Annotated in this window: 29 protein-coding genes; 4 read left to right on the top strand and 25 right to left on the bottom strand. The window is 70.0% G+C overall.

The window, feature by feature from the left end; all coding sequences use genetic code 11:
• Positions 1 to 39: 39 nt before the first annotated feature.
• A complete protein-coding gene (locus FV242_RS18825) occupies positions 40 to 570 on the bottom strand; it encodes a DUF3016 domain-containing protein (RefSeq protein ID WP_147939969.1) in 531 nt (176 codons plus the stop codon).
• Between the two features lie 245 nt (positions 571 to 815).
• On the opposite strand from FV242_RS18825, the gene FV242_RS36110 reads away from it, so the two are divergent.
• Positions 816 to 944: a hypothetical protein gene (locus tag FV242_RS36110; protein ID WP_281407077.1), complete on the top strand. Its 129-nt coding sequence runs from the start codon at positions 816 to 818 to the stop codon at positions 942 to 944.
• Positions 945 to 961: 17 nt separating this feature from the next.
• On the opposite strand, the gene FV242_RS18820 is transcribed toward FV242_RS36110, so the two are convergent.
• Entirely contained in the window at positions 962 to 1240 is a 279-nt protein-coding gene (locus tag FV242_RS18820; RefSeq protein WP_147908577.1) for an adenylosuccinate synthase, read from the bottom strand.
• Positions 1241 to 1376: 136 nt separating this feature from the next.
• Positions 1377 to 1622, bottom strand: a complete 246-nt coding sequence (locus FV242_RS18815) for a hypothetical protein (protein WP_147854111.1) — start codon at positions 1620 to 1622, stop codon at positions 1377 to 1379.
• Between the two features lie 197 nt (positions 1623 to 1819).
• Here FV242_RS18815 and FV242_RS18810 point away from each other — a divergent pair, with 197 nt between their 5' ends.
• The gene (locus FV242_RS18810) at positions 1820 to 2350 is read left to right on the top strand and encodes a hypothetical protein (RefSeq protein ID WP_147908578.1); all 531 of its coding nucleotides are present in this window, start codon (positions 1820 to 1822) and stop codon (positions 2348 to 2350) included.
• Positions 2351 to 2388: 38 nt separating this feature from the next.
• On the opposite strand, the gene FV242_RS18805 is transcribed toward FV242_RS18810, so the two are convergent.
• From FV242_RS18805 to FV242_RS18785, 5 genes are all read right to left on the bottom strand, one after another.
• A complete protein-coding gene (locus FV242_RS18805) occupies positions 2389 to 2847 on the bottom strand; it encodes a MucR family transcriptional regulator (RefSeq protein ID WP_147908579.1) in 459 nt (152 codons plus the stop codon).
• 561 nt (positions 2848 to 3408) lie between these two features.
• Positions 3409 to 4056, bottom strand: a complete 648-nt coding sequence (locus FV242_RS18800; protein ID WP_147939968.1) for a hypothetical protein — start codon at positions 4054 to 4056, stop codon at positions 3409 to 3411.
• Between the two features lie 38 nt (positions 4057 to 4094).
• Complete coding sequence (locus FV242_RS18795) at positions 4095 to 4478, bottom strand: hypothetical protein (protein WP_147939967.1); 384 nt, start codon at positions 4476 to 4478, stop codon at positions 4095 to 4097.
• A gap of 213 nt (positions 4479 to 4691) precedes the next feature.
• Positions 4692 to 4916 carry a hypothetical protein gene (locus tag FV242_RS18790; RefSeq protein ID WP_147939966.1) on the bottom strand — a complete coding sequence of 75 codons (225 nt, stop codon included), beginning with the start codon at positions 4914 to 4916 and terminating at the stop codon, positions 4692 to 4694.
• A gap of 93 nt (positions 4917 to 5009) precedes the next feature.
• Positions 5010 to 5618, bottom strand: a complete 609-nt coding sequence (locus FV242_RS18785) for a PAS domain-containing protein (protein WP_147939965.1) — start codon at positions 5616 to 5618, stop codon at positions 5010 to 5012.
• A 177-nt stretch (positions 5619 to 5795) separates the two neighbouring features.
• Between FV242_RS18785 and FV242_RS18780 the strand changes: the two genes are divergently transcribed.
• The gene (locus FV242_RS18780) at positions 5796 to 6062 is read left to right on the top strand and encodes a hypothetical protein (protein ID WP_147939964.1); all 267 of its coding nucleotides are present in this window, start codon (positions 5796 to 5798) and stop codon (positions 6060 to 6062) included.
• Positions 6063 to 6122: 60 nt separating this feature from the next.
• Here the strand turns inward: FV242_RS18780 and FV242_RS18775 are convergent, their stop codons facing one another.
• The 15 genes from FV242_RS18775 to FV242_RS18705 form a co-directional block, all read right to left on the bottom strand.
• Positions 6123 to 6635 (bottom strand): DUF1440 domain-containing protein, encoded by a 513-nt coding sequence (locus FV242_RS18775; protein ID WP_147939963.1) that lies wholly within the window; start codon positions 6633 to 6635, stop codon positions 6123 to 6125.
• A 417-nt stretch (positions 6636 to 7052) separates the two neighbouring features.
• Positions 7053 to 7739, bottom strand: a complete 687-nt coding sequence (locus FV242_RS18770; RefSeq protein WP_147908585.1) for a response regulator transcription factor — start codon at positions 7737 to 7739, stop codon at positions 7053 to 7055.
• On the bottom strand, positions 7736 to 8272 hold the full coding sequence (locus tag FV242_RS18765) for an MxaH protein (RefSeq protein ID WP_147939962.1): 537 nt from the start codon (positions 8270 to 8272) through the stop codon (positions 7736 to 7738). The genes FV242_RS18770 and FV242_RS18765 overlap by 4 nt, the downstream gene beginning before the upstream one ends.
• Positions 8269 to 9234 (bottom strand): YncE family protein, encoded by a 966-nt coding sequence (locus FV242_RS18760; RefSeq protein ID WP_147939961.1) that lies wholly within the window; start codon positions 9232 to 9234, stop codon positions 8269 to 8271. The genes FV242_RS18765 and FV242_RS18760 overlap by 4 nt, the downstream gene beginning before the upstream one ends.
• Entirely contained in the window at positions 9231 to 9764 is a 534-nt protein-coding gene (locus FV242_RS18755; RefSeq protein WP_147939960.1) for an SRPBCC family protein, read from the bottom strand. Before FV242_RS18755 ends, FV242_RS18760 begins: the two co-directional genes overlap by 4 nt.
• 2 nt (positions 9765 to 9766) lie before the next feature.
• The gene (locus FV242_RS18750; protein ID WP_147939959.1) at positions 9767 to 10816 is read right to left on the bottom strand and encodes a vWA domain-containing protein; all 1050 of its coding nucleotides are present in this window, start codon (positions 10814 to 10816) and stop codon (positions 9767 to 9769) included.
• Entirely contained in the window at positions 10813 to 11397 is a 585-nt protein-coding gene (locus FV242_RS18745) for an MxaK protein (RefSeq protein ID WP_147939979.1), read from the bottom strand. Before FV242_RS18745 ends, FV242_RS18750 begins: the two co-directional genes overlap by 4 nt.
• A complete protein-coding gene (locus FV242_RS18740; protein WP_147939958.1) occupies positions 11397 to 12458 on the bottom strand; it encodes a vWA domain-containing protein in 1062 nt (353 codons plus the stop codon). Before FV242_RS18740 ends, FV242_RS18745 begins: the two co-directional genes overlap by 1 nt.
• Before the next feature lie 4 nt (positions 12459 to 12462).
• Complete coding sequence (locus FV242_RS18735) at positions 12463 to 13374, bottom strand: nonribosomal peptide synthetase MxaA (protein WP_147939957.1); 912 nt, start codon at positions 13372 to 13374, stop codon at positions 12463 to 12465.
• A 148-nt stretch (positions 13375 to 13522) separates the two neighbouring features.
• The gene (locus tag FV242_RS18730; protein WP_147939956.1) at positions 13523 to 14380 is read right to left on the bottom strand and encodes a DUF58 domain-containing protein; all 858 of its coding nucleotides are present in this window, start codon (positions 14378 to 14380) and stop codon (positions 13523 to 13525) included.
• Positions 14377 to 15408: a MoxR family ATPase gene (locus FV242_RS18725; RefSeq protein ID WP_147939955.1), complete on the bottom strand. Its 1032-nt coding sequence runs from the start codon at positions 15406 to 15408 to the stop codon at positions 14377 to 14379. Before FV242_RS18725 ends, FV242_RS18730 begins: the two co-directional genes overlap by 4 nt.
• 271 nt (positions 15409 to 15679) lie before the next feature.
• The gene (locus FV242_RS18720; RefSeq protein WP_187193507.1) at positions 15680 to 15976 is read right to left on the bottom strand and encodes a methanol dehydrogenase [cytochrome c] subunit; all 297 of its coding nucleotides are present in this window, start codon (positions 15974 to 15976) and stop codon (positions 15680 to 15682) included.
• An 86-nt stretch (positions 15977 to 16062) separates the two neighbouring features.
• Positions 16063 to 16629: a cytochrome c(L), periplasmic gene (gene moxG / locus FV242_RS18715; RefSeq protein ID WP_147897891.1), complete on the bottom strand. Its 567-nt coding sequence runs from the start codon at positions 16627 to 16629 to the stop codon at positions 16063 to 16065.
• Between the two features lie 89 nt (positions 16630 to 16718).
• Positions 16719 to 17624: a methanol oxidation system protein MoxJ gene (gene moxJ, locus FV242_RS18710; protein WP_147939954.1), complete on the bottom strand. Its 906-nt coding sequence runs from the start codon at positions 17622 to 17624 to the stop codon at positions 16719 to 16721.
• Between the two features lie 115 nt (positions 17625 to 17739).
• On the bottom strand, positions 17740 to 19623 hold the full coding sequence (locus tag FV242_RS18705) for a methanol/ethanol family PQQ-dependent dehydrogenase (RefSeq protein ID WP_147939953.1): 1884 nt from the start codon (positions 19621 to 19623) through the stop codon (positions 17740 to 17742).
• A gap of 530 nt (positions 19624 to 20153) precedes the next feature.
• Here FV242_RS18705 and FV242_RS18700 point away from each other — a divergent pair.
• A complete protein-coding gene (locus tag FV242_RS18700; protein ID WP_246692772.1) occupies positions 20154 to 20876 on the top strand; it encodes a trypsin-like peptidase domain-containing protein in 723 nt (240 codons plus the stop codon).
• 27 nt (positions 20877 to 20903) lie between these two features.
• On the opposite strand, the gene FV242_RS34675 is transcribed toward FV242_RS18700, so the two are convergent.
• The gene (locus FV242_RS34675) at positions 20904 to 21053 is read right to left on the bottom strand and encodes a hypothetical protein (RefSeq protein ID WP_187193506.1); all 150 of its coding nucleotides are present in this window, start codon (positions 21051 to 21053) and stop codon (positions 20904 to 20906) included.
• Between the two features lie 108 nt (positions 21054 to 21161).
• Positions 21162 to 21710, bottom strand: coding sequence for a GAF domain-containing protein (locus FV242_RS18695; protein WP_147910868.1), 549 nt, complete (start codon positions 21708 to 21710; stop codon positions 21162 to 21164).
• Positions 21711 to 22258: the final 548 nt, after the last annotated feature.

The raw sequence follows: 22258 nt of genomic DNA, 5'->3' as shown, positions 1-22258 counted from the left end.
CCGGGATGGATGGGTTCGGCGACCGCTCGGGCCCGCCCGTCAACCGCGCTCGGGCCCCGTGGGGAAGCGGCGCGCGAACCAGTTCCGCAGGAGCTGGCGCTCATAATACAGCCCGCCGGTGGAGAAGCGCGGATTGGAGGTCAGCAGGAAGTTGATGTCCGTGACCGTATCCTCCCCCTGCGCGATGATGCGACCGCCGCGGCGCAGCACGTAGGCGAGGCGGATGCGCGGCGGCGTGGCGTCGGTGACGACGCGAACGCCGCTCGGCGAGGCGAAGCCGGACCGGTCGAACCCGGCCAGATCGACGTCGAGGACGGTGATGTCGAGGCGTTCGTCCGGCCGGAGCCGCGTGTTGCCGAGATCCACCAGGATCCGGGTCAACTCCGCCAGGGTTACCCGGAGCGGCTGGCCGGAGGCGAAACGGTTCTCGGCGTCGGTGAAGCGTTCAGGCGCAGCGTAGCGGACCTGCACCTCGGCGGCGGCCGGTCCGGCCGCCAGCAGGGCCGACCCGGCCGTCGAGAGCATCCCGGCAAGGACGAGGCCGACCTTGCCTGTACCGTGCTTGCTCATCGCGCGCTCACCGTCTCGCTGTGTCGTGATCCGCGGTTGCGGCCGTGTGTCGCCGGGACCGGGCACACTGTGTCCGACTGAGGGGAAACCGCCTGCGCGGGCTCCTGTTTCCGCGTTCCGGGCGATGATGAGCCGGATATGTATTCAGCCATCGGGTGACGGGGCGTCCATAGTCTCGCCGCGTTCCGGGCGCCAGCTGTCGTCATCAGCCCGCGAGGGCAGCCCTTCATGGGAGCGCGCACCGCTTGCTCAATTCTATCCTGGCGATCCTCACCGTTGTCGCGGTCCTGGCAGTCACGGCGCTGTTCAAGCTGCCGCTCCTGCCGTTCCGCCTGGCCGGTCGTCTGCTGCGGGGTCGTCCGGCGGTCGCCTGATCGGCTGCCCGACCGGATCATCCCGCCGCGTCGATGACGAATTCCATCCCGCGACCCGGCCCCTGATCGGCATAGTCGACCAGGGCCAGGCCGCGTTCGGCGAGCGTCTCCTCGACGATCGCGCGTTCCTTGCGGACCATCTGGCCGATTGCCAGCGGGGTCAGGCGCGGGCTCGCCCGCCGCAACTGGTCGACTCCGATATGCGCGGGCGTGCCATCGCCCTCGGCAATCCGTGCGAGCGCGAGGGCCAGATCCTTCGCCTTGGTCTCCGCGGCAGATTTCGGCTTGAACGCCATATGACCGTCTCCCTGTATTCCTAGCGCATCGTCCCGAGAAGCAGCCGCCGGCTGTCGGGAAAAGACGATGCGTATCAAAAAGCTAGCGCGTCGTGGTGGTTCCGGTATCCGGCCTGATGCACTGGGCACCCGCGCCTCACGCGGCCTGGACATCCACGTTCACGTCCACGAACGCCCGGATCCAGACGCGCCGCCCTTTGGCGTCGTAGACCTCGACCTGCCAAGCCGACCAGTCGAACCGCTCGATCCGCTCCATCAACCCGAGCGCGACCCGCTCGGCATGGACGCGCATCTGAGCCGCCGTCGGCAGGCGCCGGCCCTTCAGGTCGATCACCAGCTCATGCCCGTCCGTGCAATGGAAGCGATACAGCCGCGTCGGCATCGGCCTGTCCTCGATCAATCGACAGCCCTCCTGAAGAGTTCGAAGCCGCGGCGCCGGCGCAGCCGGACGCCCCCGCGATCGCCTGAAGTTCATGATATGTTCTAGTTGCGTCGGGGTCGTGATGCACCCGTGGCCGTGCGAATTCCCTGTGTGAATTCGTCTCAACCGGATGATGGCGGACCAGGATGGGCGAGCGGATGCAAGCCATCGGATCTCGGCGGTGGCGCTGTCTCGTGGGGGCGCCGGCGGCCCTCCTGGTGGCCGGGGGCGCGCCCATGCGGGGCGAGACGGGAGACCTGACGGCGCTCCGCACGGTCGCGGCGCGCCTGACCGTGCACGCCATCCGTCATCGCGCGGCCGTCGAGGCCGCGCTCGGCATCACGCTCAAGCTCGAGAGCGAGGGCCCCTTCAGGTTCTGGTCGGGACCGGGCTTCCGGCTCGCTGGGATCCCGGTTCGCGACGTCGATTACCGGGAGCCGACGGCCGAGGCGGACCCGGCGGCCGGACCGCTCCTGGTTCTCGACCTCGAACCCGCCGCCTGCCTCACCATCGACGCGATCCGGACAGCCTTCCCGGACACCCGGATCACGGCCATGCCGCGCGGCTCGTACGGCGAGCGAACCTCTGTGTCGATCGAGTCCGGGGGCGGGGAACTGACCTTCGGCATCGCCGCAGACCCGCCGGAATGCCTGAACGTCCTTGTCTTCACACGCAAACGGACGTCCTGACCGCCGGGACGCGCGGTCCGACGCACGCCCGGTCGCGATCAGGCGGCCTTGCCGTTGCGCTTGGCCATCGAGCCGGGCTGGCCCAGACCGATCGCCTTGGCGAGGGCGGAGCGCTGCTCGGCGTAGCTCGGGGCGACCATCGGGTAGTCGGTGGGGAGGCCGTAGCGCTCGCGGTAGCTCTGCGGGCTGAGACCGTTAGCCGACAGGTGCCGCTTGAGCGTCTTGTAGGTCTTGCCGTCGATGAAGCTGACGATCCCGTCATGCTGGACCGACTTGCGGATCTGGGCCGCGCTCGGCCTGTCGACAGCAGCCGGCGCAGCGGTGCTGCCCTCGGTTGGCACGGTGCCGGATGCCAGGGCGGCGATCGCCCCATACACCCGGGCGATCAAGGCCGGCAGTTCGCTGGTCGGGACGGGGTTGTTCGCGACATAGGCCGCGACAAGATCAACGGCCAACTCGGTGAAGTTGGACGATTTCCCATAGGATGTCTCGTTCATATTCAGCCCCTCTGAACCTGCGTCACCATCTTGTTGTTTCGGGCGGTCTTGGGATTCAACACAAGAAATCCGGCTTTCAACGCTATTCTGCTGGCACAGCCCGCTTTTTGGTCACCCCGGCACGGGACATTTAGGCAATGACAGGCGCTGTGGCGGCCCTCAGGCCAGCCGGCCGAAGCCCCGAACGGGCTTGGATTCGGCGTCGGCGGACCCGGATGTCCCCTCCAGACATGGCGTGCCCTCCCCCGTCCTGCGAGGGCTCCAATGTCGCACGGACCTGTCATGGTCCCATCCCGACGTTCCCGGATGCGCGCCAATCCGTGCGGCGACCGGTGTCCAGCCCTGGCGCTCGCGGGGGCGCCGGTTTGCGGGGGCATGCGCTGCGAGAAAAACGGCGCGTTCCAGCATCGGTCCATCCGCGGGAGACGGGGAAAGCCTCCCCGGCGAACGACCCTGTCGGCGACACCGCCCGGTGGCCTGGGTCCGAACGCAAAGCGGCCGGGACATGCGTCCCGGCCGCCAGCATCTGTCATCGATCAAAGGGTCGGGCTTGCGGACCCCTCAGAGGCTCGTCGTACCCGGGTAGGACCGGACCCGGTTCCGACCGTCGGTCGCGCCGGTTGCCGCCGAGCCGGCGGCCGGAGCCTCCCAGCCCTCGGCACGCCAAGCGCTGGCCTTCTGGTCGAGATCGACCGAGCCGTGCTGCTCCAGGACATCCATGACCATCGGCACCGAGGTGGAGCGCGCCTCGTCGACCCGGACGGTAACGAGCGTCCCGCCCCGGCGCACACCCTCGCCGTAAGCATGGGCATCCGCCTCGCTGACGCCCGCACCGGTCAGGCCGCCGGCCAGACCGCCCGCGGCGGCACCGACGCCCGCGCCCGTCAGGGTGGCGACGAGCCAACCCGCGGCCACGACCGGACCGACACCCGGGATCGCGATCAGCCCAAGACCGGCCAGGAGGCCGGCTGCGCCGCCGACCACGGTCCCGAGCGTCGCCCCGGTTCCCGTTCCGTCCTTGGCCTTCTCCTTGGTGTCGTCGCTGACGTGTGTCCCGTCGGTCGCGGTACGGCCGGCGTGGCGGTCCCCTTCGTTGTTGCTGACGATGCTGATGTCGCTGTGCGGGATACCGCCCGCCTCAAGCTTGCCGACAGCCGCGGTGGCATCCTCGTAGCGATCGTAGAGGGCCGTAATGGTTTGCTGAGCCATGGAAAATCTCCTTCGTGAGGGTCGCGAGGGTCAGGACGTCACTGCGCCGACACGTTGCCCTTGAAATCGAGGCCCACGTTGACCTGCTTGCCGTCATGCATGGCGGTGCCGCGCCAGATGCCGTCACCGTCCTTCATGAGGTTCTTGGCGTCCTTGAAGCCGGACTTCTCGAGCCGCGAGCGAGCCTCACCCTCGGTGAAGCTGTTGGCGCCCTTCTCGAGCTGGACGGCGCCGTGGGCGGCGGCAGTCCCGCCATTGGGGGTCGTCTTGTCGGTGTTCGGCCGGGTGACGCTCTCCTGGCCGCCGGATTGCTGGCTGCTCTTCGCGTCAGGGGCGGCCGGGGTGCCGGTCACGGTGGTCTGCGCGAGGGCGCTCGATCCGAACAGCGTGGCGACGAGAAGGGCGGCGAGGGGGGTACGCATGATAGGCTCCGTCGATCATTCCGGACCCCTTCAATCCCCCCGGCAGGTGATGCGTTCCATTATTCGAGGATCTACCGACCAAGCTTTACTTTTTAAACCTTCAGCACGTTTTGTTCCCAAAAATCGTCGCTTAATATCCATTGAACAAAGGCACAGCTTAGGGAACATCGGCCCGGCGGCGACCATCGGGACCGCCACCGGGTGGGGTGCCGGTCAACCGGTGCCGTAGCCGCCCTTGCGGTTGTCCGGCTGGAGCACGGGCGGCCGCGTGTCGTAGCCGCCGCTCTCCGGCGCCACTTCTTCAGGGGCTTCGGGATGCCCCGGCGCGTGCGGGCCGTTTCCGCCGGCGGCCGTGTCGGGTGCCTTGCCCGTGTCCGCCTTCCGTGCCGGCGGTACCGTTCCGAGCGCTTCGCGCGCGGCCTCGACATCCTGTCCCATGCGGTCCTCCCAGGTGGATCTGGAGGGCCAAGACGGAAGGGCCGGTGCATGTTCCCGCGAGCGCGCGTGCGCGGCAGGCGGGATGGGCGCAGCTCAGCGGTTCCCGCTGCTTCGCGCGATCGCGCGGCCGAGGCTCATCAGCAGCACGTCCGCGGCGGCCCTGATCTCGGGTGGGGTCTCGGATTCGAGGGTGCGCTTGAGCTCGATGGCCAGGTCGGCCGCCCGCTCCAGCGAATCGACCGGGGCCGACAGGTTGCTGAAGACGTAGCGCTCGCTGCCCTGATGCATCTCGGTGATGTCGATGATGATGCCCCGGGAGCGGACCGCCCGCCCGTTCGGGTCCTTGAACGTGCGGCCCCGGCTGAGCAGCCAGCGCACCGTGCCGTCCTGCGCGACGACCCGGTACTCGGCGACCACAAGGCCGCCGGTCCTCGACGCCTGCTGGACGTGATCGAGCAGCCAAGCGTGATCGGCGGGATGCACGGCGGCCATGCTGGTGAGGCCGTCGAGGTCCTTATCCGCCAAGGCGGGATCGCCGGCCAGCAACCGCGCGGCGCCGGCATCATACACCACCGTGCTGCGGACGATGTCCCAGTCCCAGACACCAACCACGCACGACGCCTCGAGGGCGGCGCGGAGCCGGTCGAACGGTTCACTGAAGCCGTCGATCGCGTTGACCGGCGTCTTCGAACGCTGTCCCATCGTCTTGATCCCGCTTCGCCGCACCCGGAGAATCTGGTGCGGGATATTACCATTTCATCCGAGAACCTGTCGAAAATTTCATGATCGGCTCGGGATGCATTTGCGTCGCAGGCTGGTTGAACAGCTGGAGCCATTGCTCCATTCGCTCGACAGAGCCCGAACCGGGCCGGACCGTTCATGTGTGACGATTCCAAGCCGTCCGGTACGCCGAACCGCATCGAACCGCACGGAAGCTCCCTCGGCGAGATCGCGCGGGTGCTGGGCGTGCCGGTCTCCAGCTTCTTCGCATCGGCGCCGGACGCCGGGACGCCGGGGGCGCACGAAGATCCGGCCGCCGCAGCCCTCCTGGATCTCGTTCGATGCTACCTGTTGCGGGCGAGCCCCGAGGCGCGCCGCTACTTCGTCGCCCGCCTGCGGGTGATGCTGGACCCCGCCTCCCCGTGATGCGCGCCGTCGGCGACGATCCGCCGGCGCGCCCCGCTCGCGCCGAGCGACCCGTCCGGATCAGGACCGGACGGCATGGGGGCGCGAACCCATCCTGTCGCGCCGGACGATCTCGATCGTCCAAGCCCAGAGCAGGTGGCCGAATACCTCGGAGAACGCCTCATGGCCGGAGATCTGCCACAGCGGCGGCCCCCACCCACCCAGCGGCAACAGGATGCCGTGAAACAGGAGGGTGACGATCGCGCCGAAGGCCAGGCCCTGCCCCAGGGTCACGAGCGGACAGCTGACGGCGGCGAGGCAGTAGAACAGGCCGAAGACGATCGAGAACCCCTGGTGCATCAGCGCGACGCCGTAATTGATGACGTGCCCGGTGAATGTGTAGGTCATGTCCTCGACGCCGAGGCCGAGCCATTTGAGGATGGCGAAGGGCGGCGCGATACGGCCGGCCTCTCGGGGCGGGAACAGGATCTCCGAGCCCCATTTGACGAAGCTCGACAGGTTTCCGCCCACGAACCCGGCGGCCAGCGCCGTCCTGAACGCATGCTTCGGAACAACCGTCGCGTTGACGCGCATGACAGATCCCGCCTCTTTGGTTTTGGATGTCGCATTGTCCGTGCGTCATCGAACGGGCCGGCTGGAACAACTCAGGCCGTGGCCCGAAAGTCCGCGCCCGACCTGAGATGATTCACGGCCCGTGGGCCCTGCCAACAAGATAAGATGTCCGGCATCACCACGAACCCATTCGATCGTTCGCGTTTTTATCCTTTTGATCGCAGAACAATCCCAACCCATTCCCGAACATCCGTCGGATCGCCTTGATAAGTATCTGCGCCTCGCAATCAACAACGTAGGATATCGCGAGCAGGCAGGACTTCAGCCACGATCCCGCGCACGCCGCGACCTCTGGAGAATGAACCCCGGTGAGGCAGCCGCCGGCTTTCGGGGAAACGATGCTGCGAAGCGAAGGGCGCGCGCCGCGGCCCGGTGCCCTCAGGGCAGGGTCCGAGCCTGCGACGCGGCGATCCGCATGAGCTCGGCCATGCTGCCGACGCCGAGCTTGCACCGCAGCGCCGCGGTCGCGTTCACGACGCTGCGGTAGTTGAGCGTCAGGATCTCGGCGATCTCGTCGTACGACTTGCCCTTCCCGATCAGCACCAGGATCTGCATCTCCCGGCTGGTCAGGTTCGCCAGCGGCAGCTCGCGCGCACCGGCATTTAGCATCGCGATCTCGATGGCGATGTCGTGGGGCAGGTAGGAGCGGCCGTTGGCGACCGCCTCCAGCGCATCGAGGAAGGAGGCGGCCGGCGTATCCTTCAGGACGAATCCCAGCGCCCCACATTCCAGGACCCGCGCCACGATGACCGGGTCCCGGTGCATGCTGAGCGCGAGGATGCGCGCACCCGGCTCCAGCGCGCGGATCCGGCGGATCAGCGACAGGCCGGACAGCCCGTCGTCCCGAAAGCTCAGGTCGGTCACCACCACGGCCGGCCGGTGGCGGTGGAACGTGCGGTAGGCGGCCACGATGTCCCGGGCCTCGTGAACGCGCGCGATCCCGGCTTCCTCGGCCAGGAGCCGGAAGCCCTGGAGGACGATCGGGTGATCGTCGACGATCAGGAGATCGCGCGGCCGGGCGGTGGGCCGCGCCGCGTGTTGAGCGAATCCCGGCGCGGCGCTCATGGCGCCGCCGCGGAATTGAGGCCCGGCGCGAACCGGTCGGCGAGCAGCGCCAGGGCGGCGGCGTGGTCGACGCCCCGGGCCCGGGTGTTGAAGTAGTGCTGGCACATCTCTCCGTAGAGACTCTTGTGGCGGCCGCGCCGGGCCGCGACTGCGCTGAAGCCGGTCAGCAGCAGAGCGTATCGCTCGGTCTTACCGATTTCGGCCAGCATCTGCCCAAGCTGGGCCGTGCGGTTGGCGATCATGCGCGGATCCTCGATGAAGGCGGTCCGGGCTTCCGCCAGCGCATCCTGAAGCACCCGGACGGGCTCCGACCCGGCCGGCACCGGGTGCCCGGCCTCCCGGCCGGCGAGCCAGCGCGCCGGGTCCGTCCCATCCGTGGGGGACAGCCAGGGCGGCAACTCGCTCTCCGCGGTCCGTGCCACCACGGCCTGCCCCTCCTCCGATCCCGATTCCTGGGCCCGGTCGCAGGCGGCGAGCACGAGGCCGGCGACCACCAGGCTTGCGGCCACCAGGCTGGCGAGCCCCCGCCTCACCGGCCGGCCTCTGCGGCGACAGGCCCCTGACGCTGCGCCACCACGGTGCGCGGCCCCTCGGCCACCGGGATCCGGCCGGTCTCCTTCAGCGCCGCGAGGTCCACCACGGAGACGTCGTCGGAGAACCAGTTCGCCACGTAGGCGCGTCGACCGAGGATCGCCACACCTTCGGGATAGCGGCCCACCGGAATCGTGGCGACCGCCGCCAGCACGTCGGCATCGACGATCGAGACGGTGCCGGCATGCTGGTTGGTGACGACCACCCGGCGCCCGTCCGGGCTGACGGCGACGCCGTAAGGGCTCGCCCCGACCGGTATCGTGGCGACGGGCTTGAGCGTTGCGGCGTCGATGACGCTGAGGTCGTTGCTGCGCACGTTGGCGACGTAGAGCCGGTCGCGGACCGGGTCGTAGGCCAGGGCGAAGGGCCCGTCGCCGACCGGGATGCCGGCGATCCGGGTCATCCCGGCGGTCTCGACCACGCCCACGCTCCGGCTCTCGCGCTCGGCCACGTAGAGCCGGCCTGCGGCACCGACGGTGAGCCAGGCCGGATCGTGCCCGACCGCCACCTCTGCCTCGACCGCGCCGGTCTGCGCCGAGAGGCGCAGCACCCGGTTGCCGGACCAGTCGCCGACATAGAGGCTGCGCCCGTCCGGGTCCGCCGCGAGTCCGAAGGCCTGGCCGGAGACCGGCCATTGCCGCATCGCCCCATCCGGCGCGATCACCGTGACAGCCTTGCCGTCAGGATGGCTGAGATAGAGCTGCCCTCCGGGACCGGCCGCGACCGCGGCGGGCGACGGCGCCACCGCGGTTGCCACCGGGGCGACCTGTTGTGCACTGTCCGGACCCGCGACCCGGGTGACGCGGGCGCCCTGCTGGCTCGCGACCCAGACCGAGTCCGCCGCCGCCGGCCCGGCGGCGAGCGACAGGCCCGCGAGCAGGATCAGGCGCCGCACCGGCCTCATCGCTGCGGCCCGCTCTCCAGCTTCGCCTTCAGGCCCTTGAGCCCCTCGGCAAAGTAGCGGTTCATCGCCTCCCTGCCGGCGGCATCGCTCAGATTCTCGGGCGGCTCGTTGCCGGTATCGCCCCGGTAGAACCGGCCCATCCACTCGACCTTGGCGCCATCGCCTTCCGGCGTCACCGTCACGGTCGCCGAGTAGGACGAGACCGGCAGCGCGTCGAGATCGGGGTCGGACATGCGGTAGGAATAGGTGCGCTCGGCCCCCTTCCACTCGTCGAGGCCCTCGACCAGGGTGCCGCCGCGCTTCAGCGTGACCGTGCGGATGCCGCCCGAACCGTCGCCCCCGGTGGCCTCGACCTTGGCCACGTCCGGATGCCAGGCGCCGATGCCGCCGAACGGCCCGACCACCTTCCAGACCGCGTCCGGCGTCGCCCGGATCGTGATGGTCTGATCGACCTTTTGGGGGGTCGGGCCGTGGGCCGAGGCCGTGCCGGCGGCGAACAGGATGGCGAGGGTGGCGAGGACGCGACGCATGGTCAGGCTTTCCGGAAACGCATGAGGTTGGTGGTGGAGAGGGACGCGGCGGCGCGGCGCAGGAGGCTGCGCAGCGGCGCCGCGAGCAGGGTGCCGAGCACGAGGGCGAGCGCGAGGCCGCCCAGGACGGGGCGCGGATCGATGCGGCCCGGCAGCGGGCGCGGCGTCCCGGCGGCGATCAGGGGGCGGTCGAGCCCGCCCGCCGCGTCGAGATGCGCGTAGGCCAGGCCCGTGCTCGCGGCGAGTTGCTTCAGGTGGTCCTCGCGCACGGAGGACAGGTGCTCGCTGCCCACGGCGGCGGCGGCCCCGAACGGGGCGTTGCGCGGATTGTAGCCGGCGCGAGACTCGGCATCGGCCGGCGGGGGACCGAACCGGTTCTCCTGCTGCACGTCGGTCTCGGCGTAGAAGCCGCGCTCGCGGCCGCGATCGTCGAAGCGTGGGATCGGCGACAGGCCGTAGGCACCCGCGCCGACGATCAGGCCCCGCACCAAACCGGGCTTGCCCTCGAAGGGCGGGATGCGGCCGCCGGGGAGCGGCGGCGTCTCCTGGCCGTCGGTGACGAACAGTAGATCCGTGCCGAGGCCGGCGGCCATCTCGACCGCCCGGTACAGGCCGGCCGCGACGCGGCTGTCCCCCTCCCAGGCCATCCGCCAGTCGATGGCCGCCAGCGCGCCGTCCAGCGGCGCGAAGTCGGCGCAGACCTCCACGGGGGTGAACAGCAGGAACGGCCGCCGCTCGGTGAACAGCGCCAGCGCCACCCTCGAGCCGCAGGGCAGGTCCGCCACCATCCGGCGCAGGGCCGCCTTGGCGGTCTCCAGACGGCTCTCCGGGCGGCCGTCGCGCGTGTAGTCGCGCACGTTCATCGAGCCGGTGATGTCCATCACGGCCAGGACCGCGACGCCCGCGCGGGTCACCGGGAGCGCCGGCACCACCAGGGCGGCGATCACCAGCGCGAGCGCGAGGGCCAGCGCCCGGAAGCGGCGCCCACGCAGATTGCCGGCGAGCGGCAGGTTTTCCAGGATGGTTCGCCGGCTTTCTATCTCCCGGCTCATGGCCCGCCCCTCGGCTGCCCCGGGATGTCGGTCCAGATCTGTTTCGGCTCGGCGCGCAGCTCGTCGCCGCTGGCACGGTCGAATTCCGGGAAGTCGCGGATCAGCCGGGAGGCGACGTCGAGGTTGAACTTCGCGTCCCAGAAGTCCGGCCGGTCGCGCAGCGCCCGCCGGTAATCCTGGCGGGCCAGGGTCACCTGCGGGCCGGCCTTGTCGATGGCGCCGCGGGTCAGGAGCGTGAAAGCCTCCCGCATCCGGGCGTTGGCGACCCGGTATCGCGCGCGGGACGCCGCGTCGGACGCGCCCATCCGGTCGAGCGCTGCGACCAGCGGCTCGGTTTCCGCCAGGCGCCCATGCCCCGCGAGGTAGCCGATCCGCGCCACCAGGACCGGCGCCGGCGCCCCGGTCCCGGGGTCGAGATCCCTGCCGGCATCGAGGGCGGCGATGCTCCGGTTGGCGGCATCCGCCCGCCAGGCGGACCCGCCGAAGCCCAGCGCCGCGAGGCCGAGCAGCACCGGCAGGCTCACGAGGAGCCGCGGCCGGATCCGGCCCCAGAGCCGCTGCGCCGTCCCGGTCGGGCGCATCACGCCGCCCTCCTCAGATCCAGATCCGCCCGCTGCTCCGGCGAGGCACGGGTTTGGGCCTGGGAGCGTGCGGCGAGGAGGTCTGCCTCGGCGAGGGCCGCCAGAACCAGCACGAGGAGCCCGAGCCCCGCGAGCGCGTAGGCGATCCCGGTCAGGTCGCGACGGGGCCGGGGCTCGATGTAGGGGATCGGGTTCCGTTCCAGGGCGGCGATCTGCGCGATGGCGGCGGCGACAGTCGGGGCGCCCTCGGCCTCGAAGGCACGGTAGGGCACGCCGAGGCTCCTGAAGAACAGGTCGAGATGGCGCTCCGGGGCGGCCTGGGGGGTATCCTCCCCGGCGGGGCGGTCGTTGATCGACGGAGATCCCTTGGTGCGCAGGAACAGCCAGTACAGGTTCGGGTGCAGCTTGGTGAAGGCGGCCCGCAGGGCGTCCTGCACCCGGGGATCGATCACCGCGGCGCCGTCGGAGATGAACAGCAGGACGCGGGAGCCGCTGCTGTCCGGAGCGAATTGCGACAGCGCCATGGCGAGGCCGCGGGCGACGTTGGTGTAGTCGAGGCCGGGCCGGTCTATCGCCGCGATGGCGGCACGGACGGCGGCGTGCCGGTCGGTCATCGGCATCACCAGCATCGGCGCGGTCGAGAAGGCCGTGACGGCGAACAGGTCGTGCGCCCGGGCGCCGACGAAATCCGCCAGCAGGCGCCGGGACGCGGCGGCCTTCGATTCCTCCGCGCCCGAGGGCTGCCGCCCCGCGAAGGTCTCGTTCATGCTGCCGGAGCGGTCGATCAGCATCGAGATCTGGGCGCCGATGCCGATGCGGGTCACCGGCGCGCCGGCGCCATAGGGACCGGCGACCGCCACGACCAGGCTCGCGATGGCGAGCATGCCGGCGCCCCGCAGCAGCCGGGCGATCCAGCGGGACGGCGCATCGGCGGGCGCCGCCGCGAGCGCGGGAACCGGAACCCGCCGCCGCCCCGAGGCGAGGAGCGGCACGAGCGCGAGCGGCAGCAGCCACAGCCAGGCGGGCGACACGGCCCCGAGCGGAAGCGATCCGAACGGCATCGCGTCAGGCCTCCCGCTCGGCGGCGGCCAGCCGGCGCAGGCCGGCCTCGACCTCGGCCCAGGGCAGGCGCGCCCGGGCCGCCTCGAGTTCGCGGCCGAAGAAGGCCCGGCGGGAGGCGTCGAAGAACCGGGCCAGCGCGGGCTCCTCCCGGCGGAAGGCCGGATGCCGGTCGAGGAAGGCCGGGAGATCGTCGGCCAGCACACGGCGCCCGTCGGTCTCGTCGAGGCCGCGATGGACCAGGCGCAGGGCCTCGCGATACCCGCCGTCCCGGTCACCGGCCATGTCGGCAGTTCTGGCGCGGCGCCGCAGGGCACGGACGGCCCGGGCGAAGGGACGTCCGGGCCGGGCGAACCAGCCCCGATCGTACCCGAGCGCGGCGAGCGCCAGCACGGCTGCCCCGAGGGCCGCGAGGGCGGCCCACAGGTCCGGAAGCGGATCCAGCCGGGGGACGCGCCCGTCCGGCCGCAGATACTCGGCCGGGTCGTCGTGCTTCTCCGGCTGGACCTCCCGCAGGGGCGAGACCCCGAGCGACCAGGCGGGGATCTCGGCCTTGGCGGAGGTCGTGCCGCCCGCGGCCGCGCTCTCCAGGGAGACGGAAAAACCCGGGATCGCGATCTGGCGGGCATCCAGCGCCGCATAGAAATTCTGGTAGGTGAGATGCAGCCGGACCCGGCCGGGGCTCTCCTCGACAGTGATGTCGCGCAGGTCCAGCCAATAGGTCAGGGCTCCCGGCGCCGGCAGGGAGGCGCGCTGCAGCGTGAAGCCGGGATCGACCGCGATGTCGGCCTGAGCCCGGACGAGGTCGCCCAGGAAATACCCGAAGGCGCGGGGCACCCGCACCTCGACGGAGCGCACCTGCGCCCCAGCGGCGCCGGCCCGAAGCAGGAGGAGCAGTGCGCAGCAGGCCAAGATCACGGGTTTCCGAAGGGAGAAGCCCTTCGGCGGGGTATCGGGGCGGAGCCCTGATGCCTTGGGTCTCGCCCGATCGCAGGGCTCTGCCCCGCACCCGCAAACGGTCTCGGACCTTTTGAAACCGGGACGTCCGACGTGAAAGCCAGCCATCTCAGGTCGCCAGCAGGTGGCGGGTCAGCGCCTGGGCGTCGAAGCGGTCGACCAGGTGGAACGGCACCCGCGCCGAGGACGCCGCGGCGGTTCTGCGCAGCGCCTCGCGCCGGGCCTGCTCACGGGCGATCCAGCGTCGCTTCAGGGCCGGGCGCAGGAACACGAGGCGGCGGCCGGCGCCTTCGAGGTCGTCGAGTTCGGCGAGCCCCCAATCCGGCAGGCCCGCATCCTCGGCGCTGTCGGCGAGCAGGACCGGGACCGTGTCGTGGAGGGCGAGCGACGCGAAGACCCGCTCGATCAGGGCCTGCGGCCAGCGGAAATCGGAGACGAGGAAGACCAGCCGCGGCCGGCCGAACAGAAGGCGGGCGGCCTCCAGCAGGCCCTCCGCGCCGGCCGCGTCGCAGCGTGCCGCGGCGATCCGGCCGGCCATGTCGAGGGCCGGTCCGCGCCGACGGGTCGCCGGCAGGTAGAGGTCCGCCCGGATTGCGCGGTCGCACCCGATCACCCCGAACCCGTCGCCGATCCGGGTTGTCGAGGCGGCGAGCCCGGCGCAGAGGTCCCCCGCGAGACGGAGGCGGTCGCCGGCGCCGCAGAAGCGCATCGAGGCCGAAAGGTCCACCAGTGCCCAGACCTCGACGGCGTTGCGCATCTCGAAGCGCCGGACATGCACGCCCTCGAACGGGTCGCGCAGGCTCGCCCGCAGGTCGATCCGGCGGGCATCCGGCAGGGTGAGGAACGGAACCTGGTCCCGGAAGGTGCCCAGCCCGCCGGCCTCCTGGCCGCGATGCGCCCCGAAGCGGCGCCCCCTCGGGCGCCAGCGCGGCAGGTAGACGATGTCGGCCGAGGGCGCCCCGGTCATGGTGCCGGCACCGTCTCGAACACCGCCCGGCACAGCTCCGGGACGATCTCGGCACGGCGCATCTCGTGGACCGGCTCCAGGAAGATGCGGTGCGCCATCACCTCGGGGAAGACCGCCCGGATATCCTCCGGCACCAGCCAGTCCCGCCCTTCCAGCCAAGCGCGCACCCGGGCCGCCCGGACCAGGAAGGCGAGGCCGCGCGGCGAGGCGCCACCCTGGACCAGGCGCGTCATGTCGATCCCGGACAGCCGGATCCCGGCCTCTGCCGGGCGCACGAGCGCGTCCCAGAGCCCGACCACGTAGGTCTCGATCTCCGGGGATGCCTGGATCGCCACCTGGATCGCGCTGGCGATGGCGCCGAGGCGGGCCTGGTCGAGCACGCCCTCGGCCACCTCGCCGATCAGCCGGTCGGTGTCGTGGAAGCGCGGATCGAACACCAGCGCGCGCCTTGCCTCAGCGCCGCGGGGCGCGTCCATCCCGATCTCCATCAGGAAGCGGTCGCGGGCGGCGGCGGGCAGCTCGAAGGTCTCCTCGCGCTCGACCCGATTGCGGTCGGCGAAGACCTGGAGATTGGGGAACCGGTACTCCCGGGCGAAGGCCGAGACGCTGCGCTCCGCCATGATGCGCAGGAGCAGCGCATGGACCTGCGGGCGCGCCCGGTTGATCTCGTTGAAGAAGAACACCGCCAGGTCTTCGGCCTGCCGCAGGACCGGCCCCGGCTCGACCCGCGGACGGCCGTCTTCGGCAAGGTAGGTGTGGTAGATCAGGTCGGTCGGCATCATGTCGACCGTGCCCTCGACGCGCTCGTAGGCGCCGCCGAGGGCCCGGGCCACCGCCCGCAGCAGGGTGGTCTTGCCGACGCCGACATCGCCCTCCAGCATGACGTGGCCGCGGGCGAAGATCGCCGTGGTGACGAGGCGGATGACCCGCGCCTGGCCGACCACCGCCTTGGCGACCTCCGCCTCGAAGCGGGCGGCCGAAGCCCGCCAGTCGGTCAGCGTCGCGTCGCCGGGATGGAGCGTGTTCATCGCGCTGGTTCCGGGACAGGGTGGTGGGCCTCAGGGAGAGACCGGCGTGAGGCGCGCAACCGGCTCGGCCACGCGCGGCGAGATCGAGGACCGGACGCCTGTCGGCCTCCAGCTTTTCACCCTCGACCTCATCCTGGGATGCGTTCCCGAAGCGAAGGCCACGAGGGAGCCCTCCGGAAACCGCTGCGATCTCCGGAGCCCTCCTTCGTGACCCGGCGATCTTCGATCGCCGGGCATCTCAGGATGAGGGATAGATTTGGATCGTCGCGGCTCAGTTCGCAGAGATCTTGCTGACGTCGTACTCGAACTTGCCGGTCTTCTTGGCGTTCTCGATGCGCTTGCGGTTGCGCTCATCCATCTGCTTGATGGATTCCGCCTGCTTGCCGATTTCCTTGGGGTCGTGCTTCGGGTCGTACTTCGATCCCGCGACCTTCTCGGGGAAGCCGGGCTTCGGCTCCCAGCAATTGCCCGGCGCCTTGCAGGTCTGCCCGTCATAGGCCAGCGCCGGCAGGGCACTGAACGCCCCCGCGGCCACCATCGCGGCGGTGATCATGATTCTGTTGCGCATCGTCGACTCCTTGCGTTCGCTCCCAGGGCGGCCCGATGGGCCGTTCTTTGGCGCCGGCTCGGCCGGGCGCTGCTCCGCGCGGACGCTCACTCCAGCGGCTTGCACTGGCCGGGGGCGTCCTTTGCGAAAGTCTCGCCTTCCTTGAAAGGCGTGTAGTGTTTCTTCTGCTCGTCGGTCAGCCAGGCGGCATCCTGGACCGGGCCGGTATAGAGATGCCGGATCCACGCGATGACCTGCAGCGCCTCGTCGGGGTTCAGGTCCTCGTTGTGCGGGCCCATCATGCCGTTGGCGCCGCCCCAGATCGTCGCGAACAGGCCGGTATCTTCGGTGTTGGCGGGATAGGTCCAGTAATTGTCGTTGAGGCCGGGCCCGACCTTGCCCTCGGCGAGATGGCCATGGCAGCCGGAGCAGGAGGTCAGGTACAGGCTCTCGCCGTTGCGCAGGCACGCCTTGTCGTCGATGTACAGGTTCTTCCCATTCTGGAAGAAGGTCTGGACCGCCTTGGTATCGCGCCCGCCCGGCTTGCCCTCGGCGAGGTCGAGCGGCTCCCCGGTGATGGTATTGCGGAAGATCAGGCCGGATTGCGGCCCCGATTGCGGCTGGGCCATCACGGCGGCCGCGCAGAGCGCCGAGGCGGCGCCGGCCAGGATCATCAACCGGATACGTGGAGTCTTCGTCATCTCACATTCGCTTCACGGGGACTGGGTCGCGCGGCGCTCGCTCGCCGGCCGCGCGGCGAGGTTCAGTTGGTGGCCACCGGCACGCCGTCCTGCTTCAGGATCGCGTCGATCCGGGGCTTGGCCGCGACGATGGCGGCGTCGAGGGCGTCGCGGAGCGCCGTGTCGTCCCGGCGCACGCCCATGGACTGGTCGAAGCTCTGCGGCATCTTGCGGCCGTCGCTGCTCACCGTGTCGTTGGGCACGAGCGTCATGCGCAGGGGCACGGTCGAGTCCTTGACGTAGCGGGCCACGTCGGGGGCGAAGGCGACGCCCACATCCGCCTTGTCGTTGGCGACCTCGCTGACGATGCGGGCCGGATCGATCTGCGTGTACTGGTTGCGCGGCGCCCGGAAGCCGACCAGCGAGTAGAGGTAGGCCATGTCCTCCTCGTAGCGGCCGATATCCTTCAGCATCGCCTCGCCCGGCGAGCCCAGCGGGACGACCATGTGGTCGACCGTCTTGAGGCGCGGGTCCGACCATGACTTTACGTCGAGGTCCTTGTCGGCGCGGGTGATGAAGACGTAGCCGCTGCGGTAATAGGGCTTGGTGGTCAGCACCCGCGGGTCGTCGCTGTCGAGCCCGACCACCACGTCGCAGGTCCGCTTCTCCAGCCCGTCGCGCACCAGGTAGATCGCCGGCTTGTCGAGCCAGACGAACACCGGCTTGCGCCCCATCGCCTCCGCCACCGCGGCCGCGACGCGGTTCTCGAGCCCGGAGCCGTCCCGCAGGGACAGCGGCGGCTGCTTCTCGGAGGCGCAGATCCGCAGGATGGACGGGTCGGCCTTGGGCGCGACCGGAGCCTTGCCGGGCGCGGACTGGATGGCCTGGGCCTCGGATTCCTGAGCCCGGGCGTTCTGGGCCGGGATCGCCAGGGCGAGTAGAGCCGCGGCGCAGGTCGCCGCGCGAAGGAGTCCGCCGAGGAGCGGCATGTTTCGATCCCTCAATGCATGTCTTGAGCTGGCCGGGGGCTCCGCCGCTCTTGAGCGGGCGGGGGGCTCCGCCGCCCCGAGCGGGCGGCGGAGCGGTCGCGCTACGGGGCGCGGCTCACTTTGCGGCGTGCTGCGCGTACTCGCCGACGTTCGGGTCGTCGTAGGGGCCCTTGCCGTCCAGCGAGAACACCACCACGCCGCCGCCCATCTGGGTGTAGTTGGCGAGTTTCTTGAAGGCGCCGACCGCGCCGAGGCCGGCGGTCGGATCCTGCAGGTCGAACACCAGGCCCACACCCGGCCAGCCGCCGACGCCGTAGTAGATGGCGACGTACTGGGTGCCCTTGTGGGTGTAGGTGATCGGGTAGCCGATCGCCCCGGACGGCAGCTTGAACTTCCAGAGCAGGTCGCCGTTGTCGGAGTCGCGGGCCTTGATGAAGCCGTCGAGCGTCCCGTACAGGACGAGGCTCCCGGCGGTGGCGGTGGTGCCGCCCCAGACCGCGAAGCGCTCCATCTTCTCCCAGTTGAACTTGCCCGTGATCGCGTTGTAGCTCTTGATCTGGCCAAGACCTTCGTAGTTCTGCCGGTCACCCTTCGGACCCGGATACATGTTCAGCGTCGCGCCGACGAAGAACTGGCCGGCCCGGTAGGGCAGCATGAAGGGCTCCCAATCCATGCAGATGTGATTGATGCCCATGTAGAAGGCTTGGCGCTTCGGGTCGTAGGAATCGTGCCCCTGGTTGTGGTAGCCCATCGCCGAGGGACAGATGTCCTTGGCGAGGTGATCCATCCGGGTGCCGTATTCCGGGTCGCGCACCGGCGTGCCGGACTTCAGGTCCACCGACTTGAACACGTTGACGGTGTCGTCGATCTTGTTGGCCGTGACCAGAGAGCCGTCCGTGCGGTCGAGGGTGTAGACGATGCCGTTGCGGTCCGGGTGGGTGAGGAGCTTCCTCATCTTCCCGTGCTTGTCCTTCTGCTCGGACAGCATCATCACGTTGACGCCGGCATAGTCCCACTCGTCGTGGGGCGTCTTCTGGTAGCCGAAATGTGCCTCGCCGGTGTCCACGTCCCGGCCGAAGATCGTCATCGTCCACTTGTTGTCGCCCGGACGCATGGTCTCGTTCCAGGGCGCCGGGTTGCCGGTGCCGAAGTAGATCATGTTGGTGCCCGGATCGTAGGCGTACCAGCCCCAGTTGGTGCCGCCGCCGATCTTCCAGGCGTCGCCCTCCCAGGTGGAGGTGCCCAGGCCCTTCTGGCCGTAATGTGCGTTCTTGATGTTGAAGTCCTTGGCGAGCAGCAGGTCCTCGTCCGGGCCGGTCGCGTAGGCCCGCCAGACCTGGGCGCCTGTCTTCACGTCGTAGGCCGTGAGGTAGCCGCGCACGCCGAGCTCGGCGCCCGAGGAGCCGATGATCACCTTGTCCTTCACCACGTAGGGGGCGATCGTCAGCGTCGAGCCGACCTTGATGTCGGAGTTCTCGACCTTCCAGACGGTCTCGCCGGTCTGCGCGTTCAGCGCCATGACGTTGCCGTCGAGCAGGGTCTTCAGGATCAGCGCCGGCGTCTTGCCGTCGCCCGGCCAGTAGGCCAGCCCGCGGTTGACGAGGTCGCAGCAGGCGACCGACCGGGCGGCCGGGTTCTGCTTCGGCTTGTCCTGCCACAGGATCTTGCCCGGATCGTCGAGATCGAGCGCGAAGGTGTTGTTGGGGAACGAGGTGTGGACGTACATCTTCCCGTCGACGACCAGGGGCGCGCCCTCGTGGCCGTTGAGCAGGCCGGTCGAGAAGGTCCAGGCCGGCTTCAGCTGCTTGACGTTCGTCTTGTTGATCTGCGTCAGGTCGCTGTAATTGTCGGAGTCGTAGTTCTTACCGGGCATCACCCAGTTGTCGCCGCTTTTCGACTGCTCGATGAGCTTGTCGTTGGCGAAAGCCGCGCTCGTAAGGCCGACCGGCGCCAGTGCCAGGATCGCCAGGGCCGAGACGGAACTCGCTAGCCTTCTCATGGATGCATCTCCTCGCCAGGCCGCCTCGCCGTTGGGCTGCGCGGCTATTGATTGTTGCAGTGCAAGATCGATCGCGGTCGGTCGCATCGATAGTCAGCTTTATTTGCGACTTAGAGACATTCGACCTTTATGATCTGCTTATTAAGATCTTGTCACCTTTCAGTTTTATGCGCCAATGCCCGATGATGTCTTCAGGCAAGCTGACATTTGTTGTCGGGATAATTTGGCAATGCCGCCGGGCAGGGTCGTAATACGTTCGGCCCGCTTGACCGCGCCCCGGTGCCTGCCCACAACAGTGTTCCCGGCCGGGCCTGCCCTCGGCCTCCAGTTTTCGGGGCCGACGGATGGGCTCGATACGGTCCAGAGCGCTGTCTGCCGCCAAAAGGCCGGTCGCCCGAAAGGCCGACCGCCGGGCTCCGGGCCGGTGCGGAATCGGGCTGCTCGTGGCAGGACTGGCGCTTGCCGGTGTGGCCCGGGCCGAACAGCCGCAGGCGACCCGTTCGCAGGACCGGGCCGGTCCGTCTCGGCGGCTGGCAGCCCTCTACCCGCAGGACGGACGCCGCGACCTCACCGGGGGCGACTTCGACCGCTTCAGGGGGGCCGGCATCCTGTGGTGCCGCAGCCGCGACGGGGTGCCGCAAAAGGCCGCGGCGGCCTGGCTGATCGGAGATCCGTCGACCGTGGTGCTGAACGCCCACAATTTCCGCGACCGCCGCCTGGCGGTCACGCGCTCGGTGGCGGATTGCTACTTCCAGATCGGCGGCCGCAATTACGATTTCGAGCCCGACAGCCTGGTGCTGGGAACCGCCCCCGGGGCGGACGGCCTGCACATCACCGACGATTGGGCGATCCTGCGGCTGACCCGGCCGGCCGAGGCCGTCCCGCAGCCGCTGCCCGATCCGCCGGATCTGCCGATCGGGGACATCGCCCTGCCGGTGACCATGGTGTCCCCGGCCGGCCACGGCAATTATCGGGGCCCGAACAGCCTGGAGCGCTGCGCGATCCGCCGGATCGACCAGCCGAGCGAAGATGCGATCCGGCGCGCGCGCCATGATTGCAACGACGGCTACGGCGGATCGGGCTCAGGCCTGTTCGACGAGGCTGGCCGCCTCATCGCGCTTCAAAGCGCATCCCTGGCGATGAATTCCCGCAGCCGGTTCGACATCGAGTTCCACTACGGCTCCGCCCTGCTCTTCGAAGGCGGCCTTTTGGCCGCCCTCCGCGGCCGCGCGGAGGCGGGCGGGCGCCGGTAAGGGCGCCGCCGGGGCGTCAGCGCCGCATCATTTGCGCTGCCCGGTGGGGTTCGGGGTCGCGGAGGTGTCGGGCGCCACCGCAGGATTGATGGGCGTGACCATCGACCAACGTCCGGCGATCGCGATGATCCCGGCGAACAGGGCGACGAAGATGCCGATGAGAATGAGGCGCTTCATGAGGCTGGCTTGCGACGTCCGGGCGAGTTGAGACCAGCGGAAAACGGCGCGGGGCCGGCGATCGATCCGCGCTGCGACGCCGCCGCGCGGCCCGTCCCGGGCCGAGGCTCACTGCGGCTGCCGCGCCTCGCGGGCGAGCGGCGGCGCGGAAACCGGGCTCCCGGCATTCGAGGGCGCGCGCAAACGGACCAGCGCGGCCCCGGCCTGCTGAGCCAGCGTCTCGATCCGACAGACCGTCGCGTCGTCCGGGATCACCGAGGCGCACCAATAGGCACCCAGCGCGGCGCTCGGTTCGGGTGACCCGATCGGCACCATCACGAGGCTGCGCATCGACGTGGTGCGGTAGGCCTCGGCCGGCAATCGTGCATCGACCTCGATATCCGGAACCACGGCGGTCTGGTCGTTGAGCATCGCCCAGCCGGAGATGCAGGCGGTGAGCGGGAACCGGCGGCCACACCAGAGCGGCTCGATCGCGTCCTCCGCGGCGTAGAAGCAGAACTCGCCCTCGCGCAGGACAACGGCGATCCCGTCGGAGCCGACGATGTCCCGCGCCGTCTCGCGCAGGATGGACACGACGTCCGCGATGGAACGGGCAACCGCCAGGCGGTCGGTTGCCCGCGCCAGCCCATGATCGGGCGGGAAATGGGCTTCTGACATGCCTCGAAACTACGGGACGCGACCCGGATCGTCCACGCCGCGCGTGACGGGCACCGCCGGCCGGCCCCGCGCGGTGCCATCCGTGGGGCCGGGTGCTCGCCGCCCGCTTCACGGTGCAATCTGCAGGCGACGCGACCGCGGACGCGGCCCCGGGCGCCGACCTGCGAATGTTGCCGCAGGTTAACAACCGTCCGCCCTCCGTAGTGTGGAGGAATAGTTCTATCGGCCGGCAGCTCTGGCCCAATAATGCGAGATGCTGGGGCTTCGACTGCCCTTGATGTGTGCCAGCGCACGTTTTCTACCGCCGGTTCGGAGCCTTGGCGGGCGCTGTTGCAAAGCTGCACTATCGCGTCGGGCCGTCCTCACGTCCTGTCGTCCGGCACATCCCGATCAACGGGAGATTGAGGACCAGATGATCAAGAAGCTTCTTCTCGCGAGCGCCGCCACGGCCCTCCTGACCGGCGCCGCCTCGGCCGCCGACCTGCCGCGCCGCGCCGCCCCGCCGCCCGTGTTCACCCCGGTGCCGGTGTTCACCTGGACCGGCTTCT

It is taken from the genome of Methylobacterium sp. WL64 (assembly GCF_008039945.1).
GTDB lineage: Bacteria > Pseudomonadota > Alphaproteobacteria > Rhizobiales > Beijerinckiaceae > Methylobacterium.
This window is presented reverse-complemented; position numbering and strand designations above follow the sequence as displayed.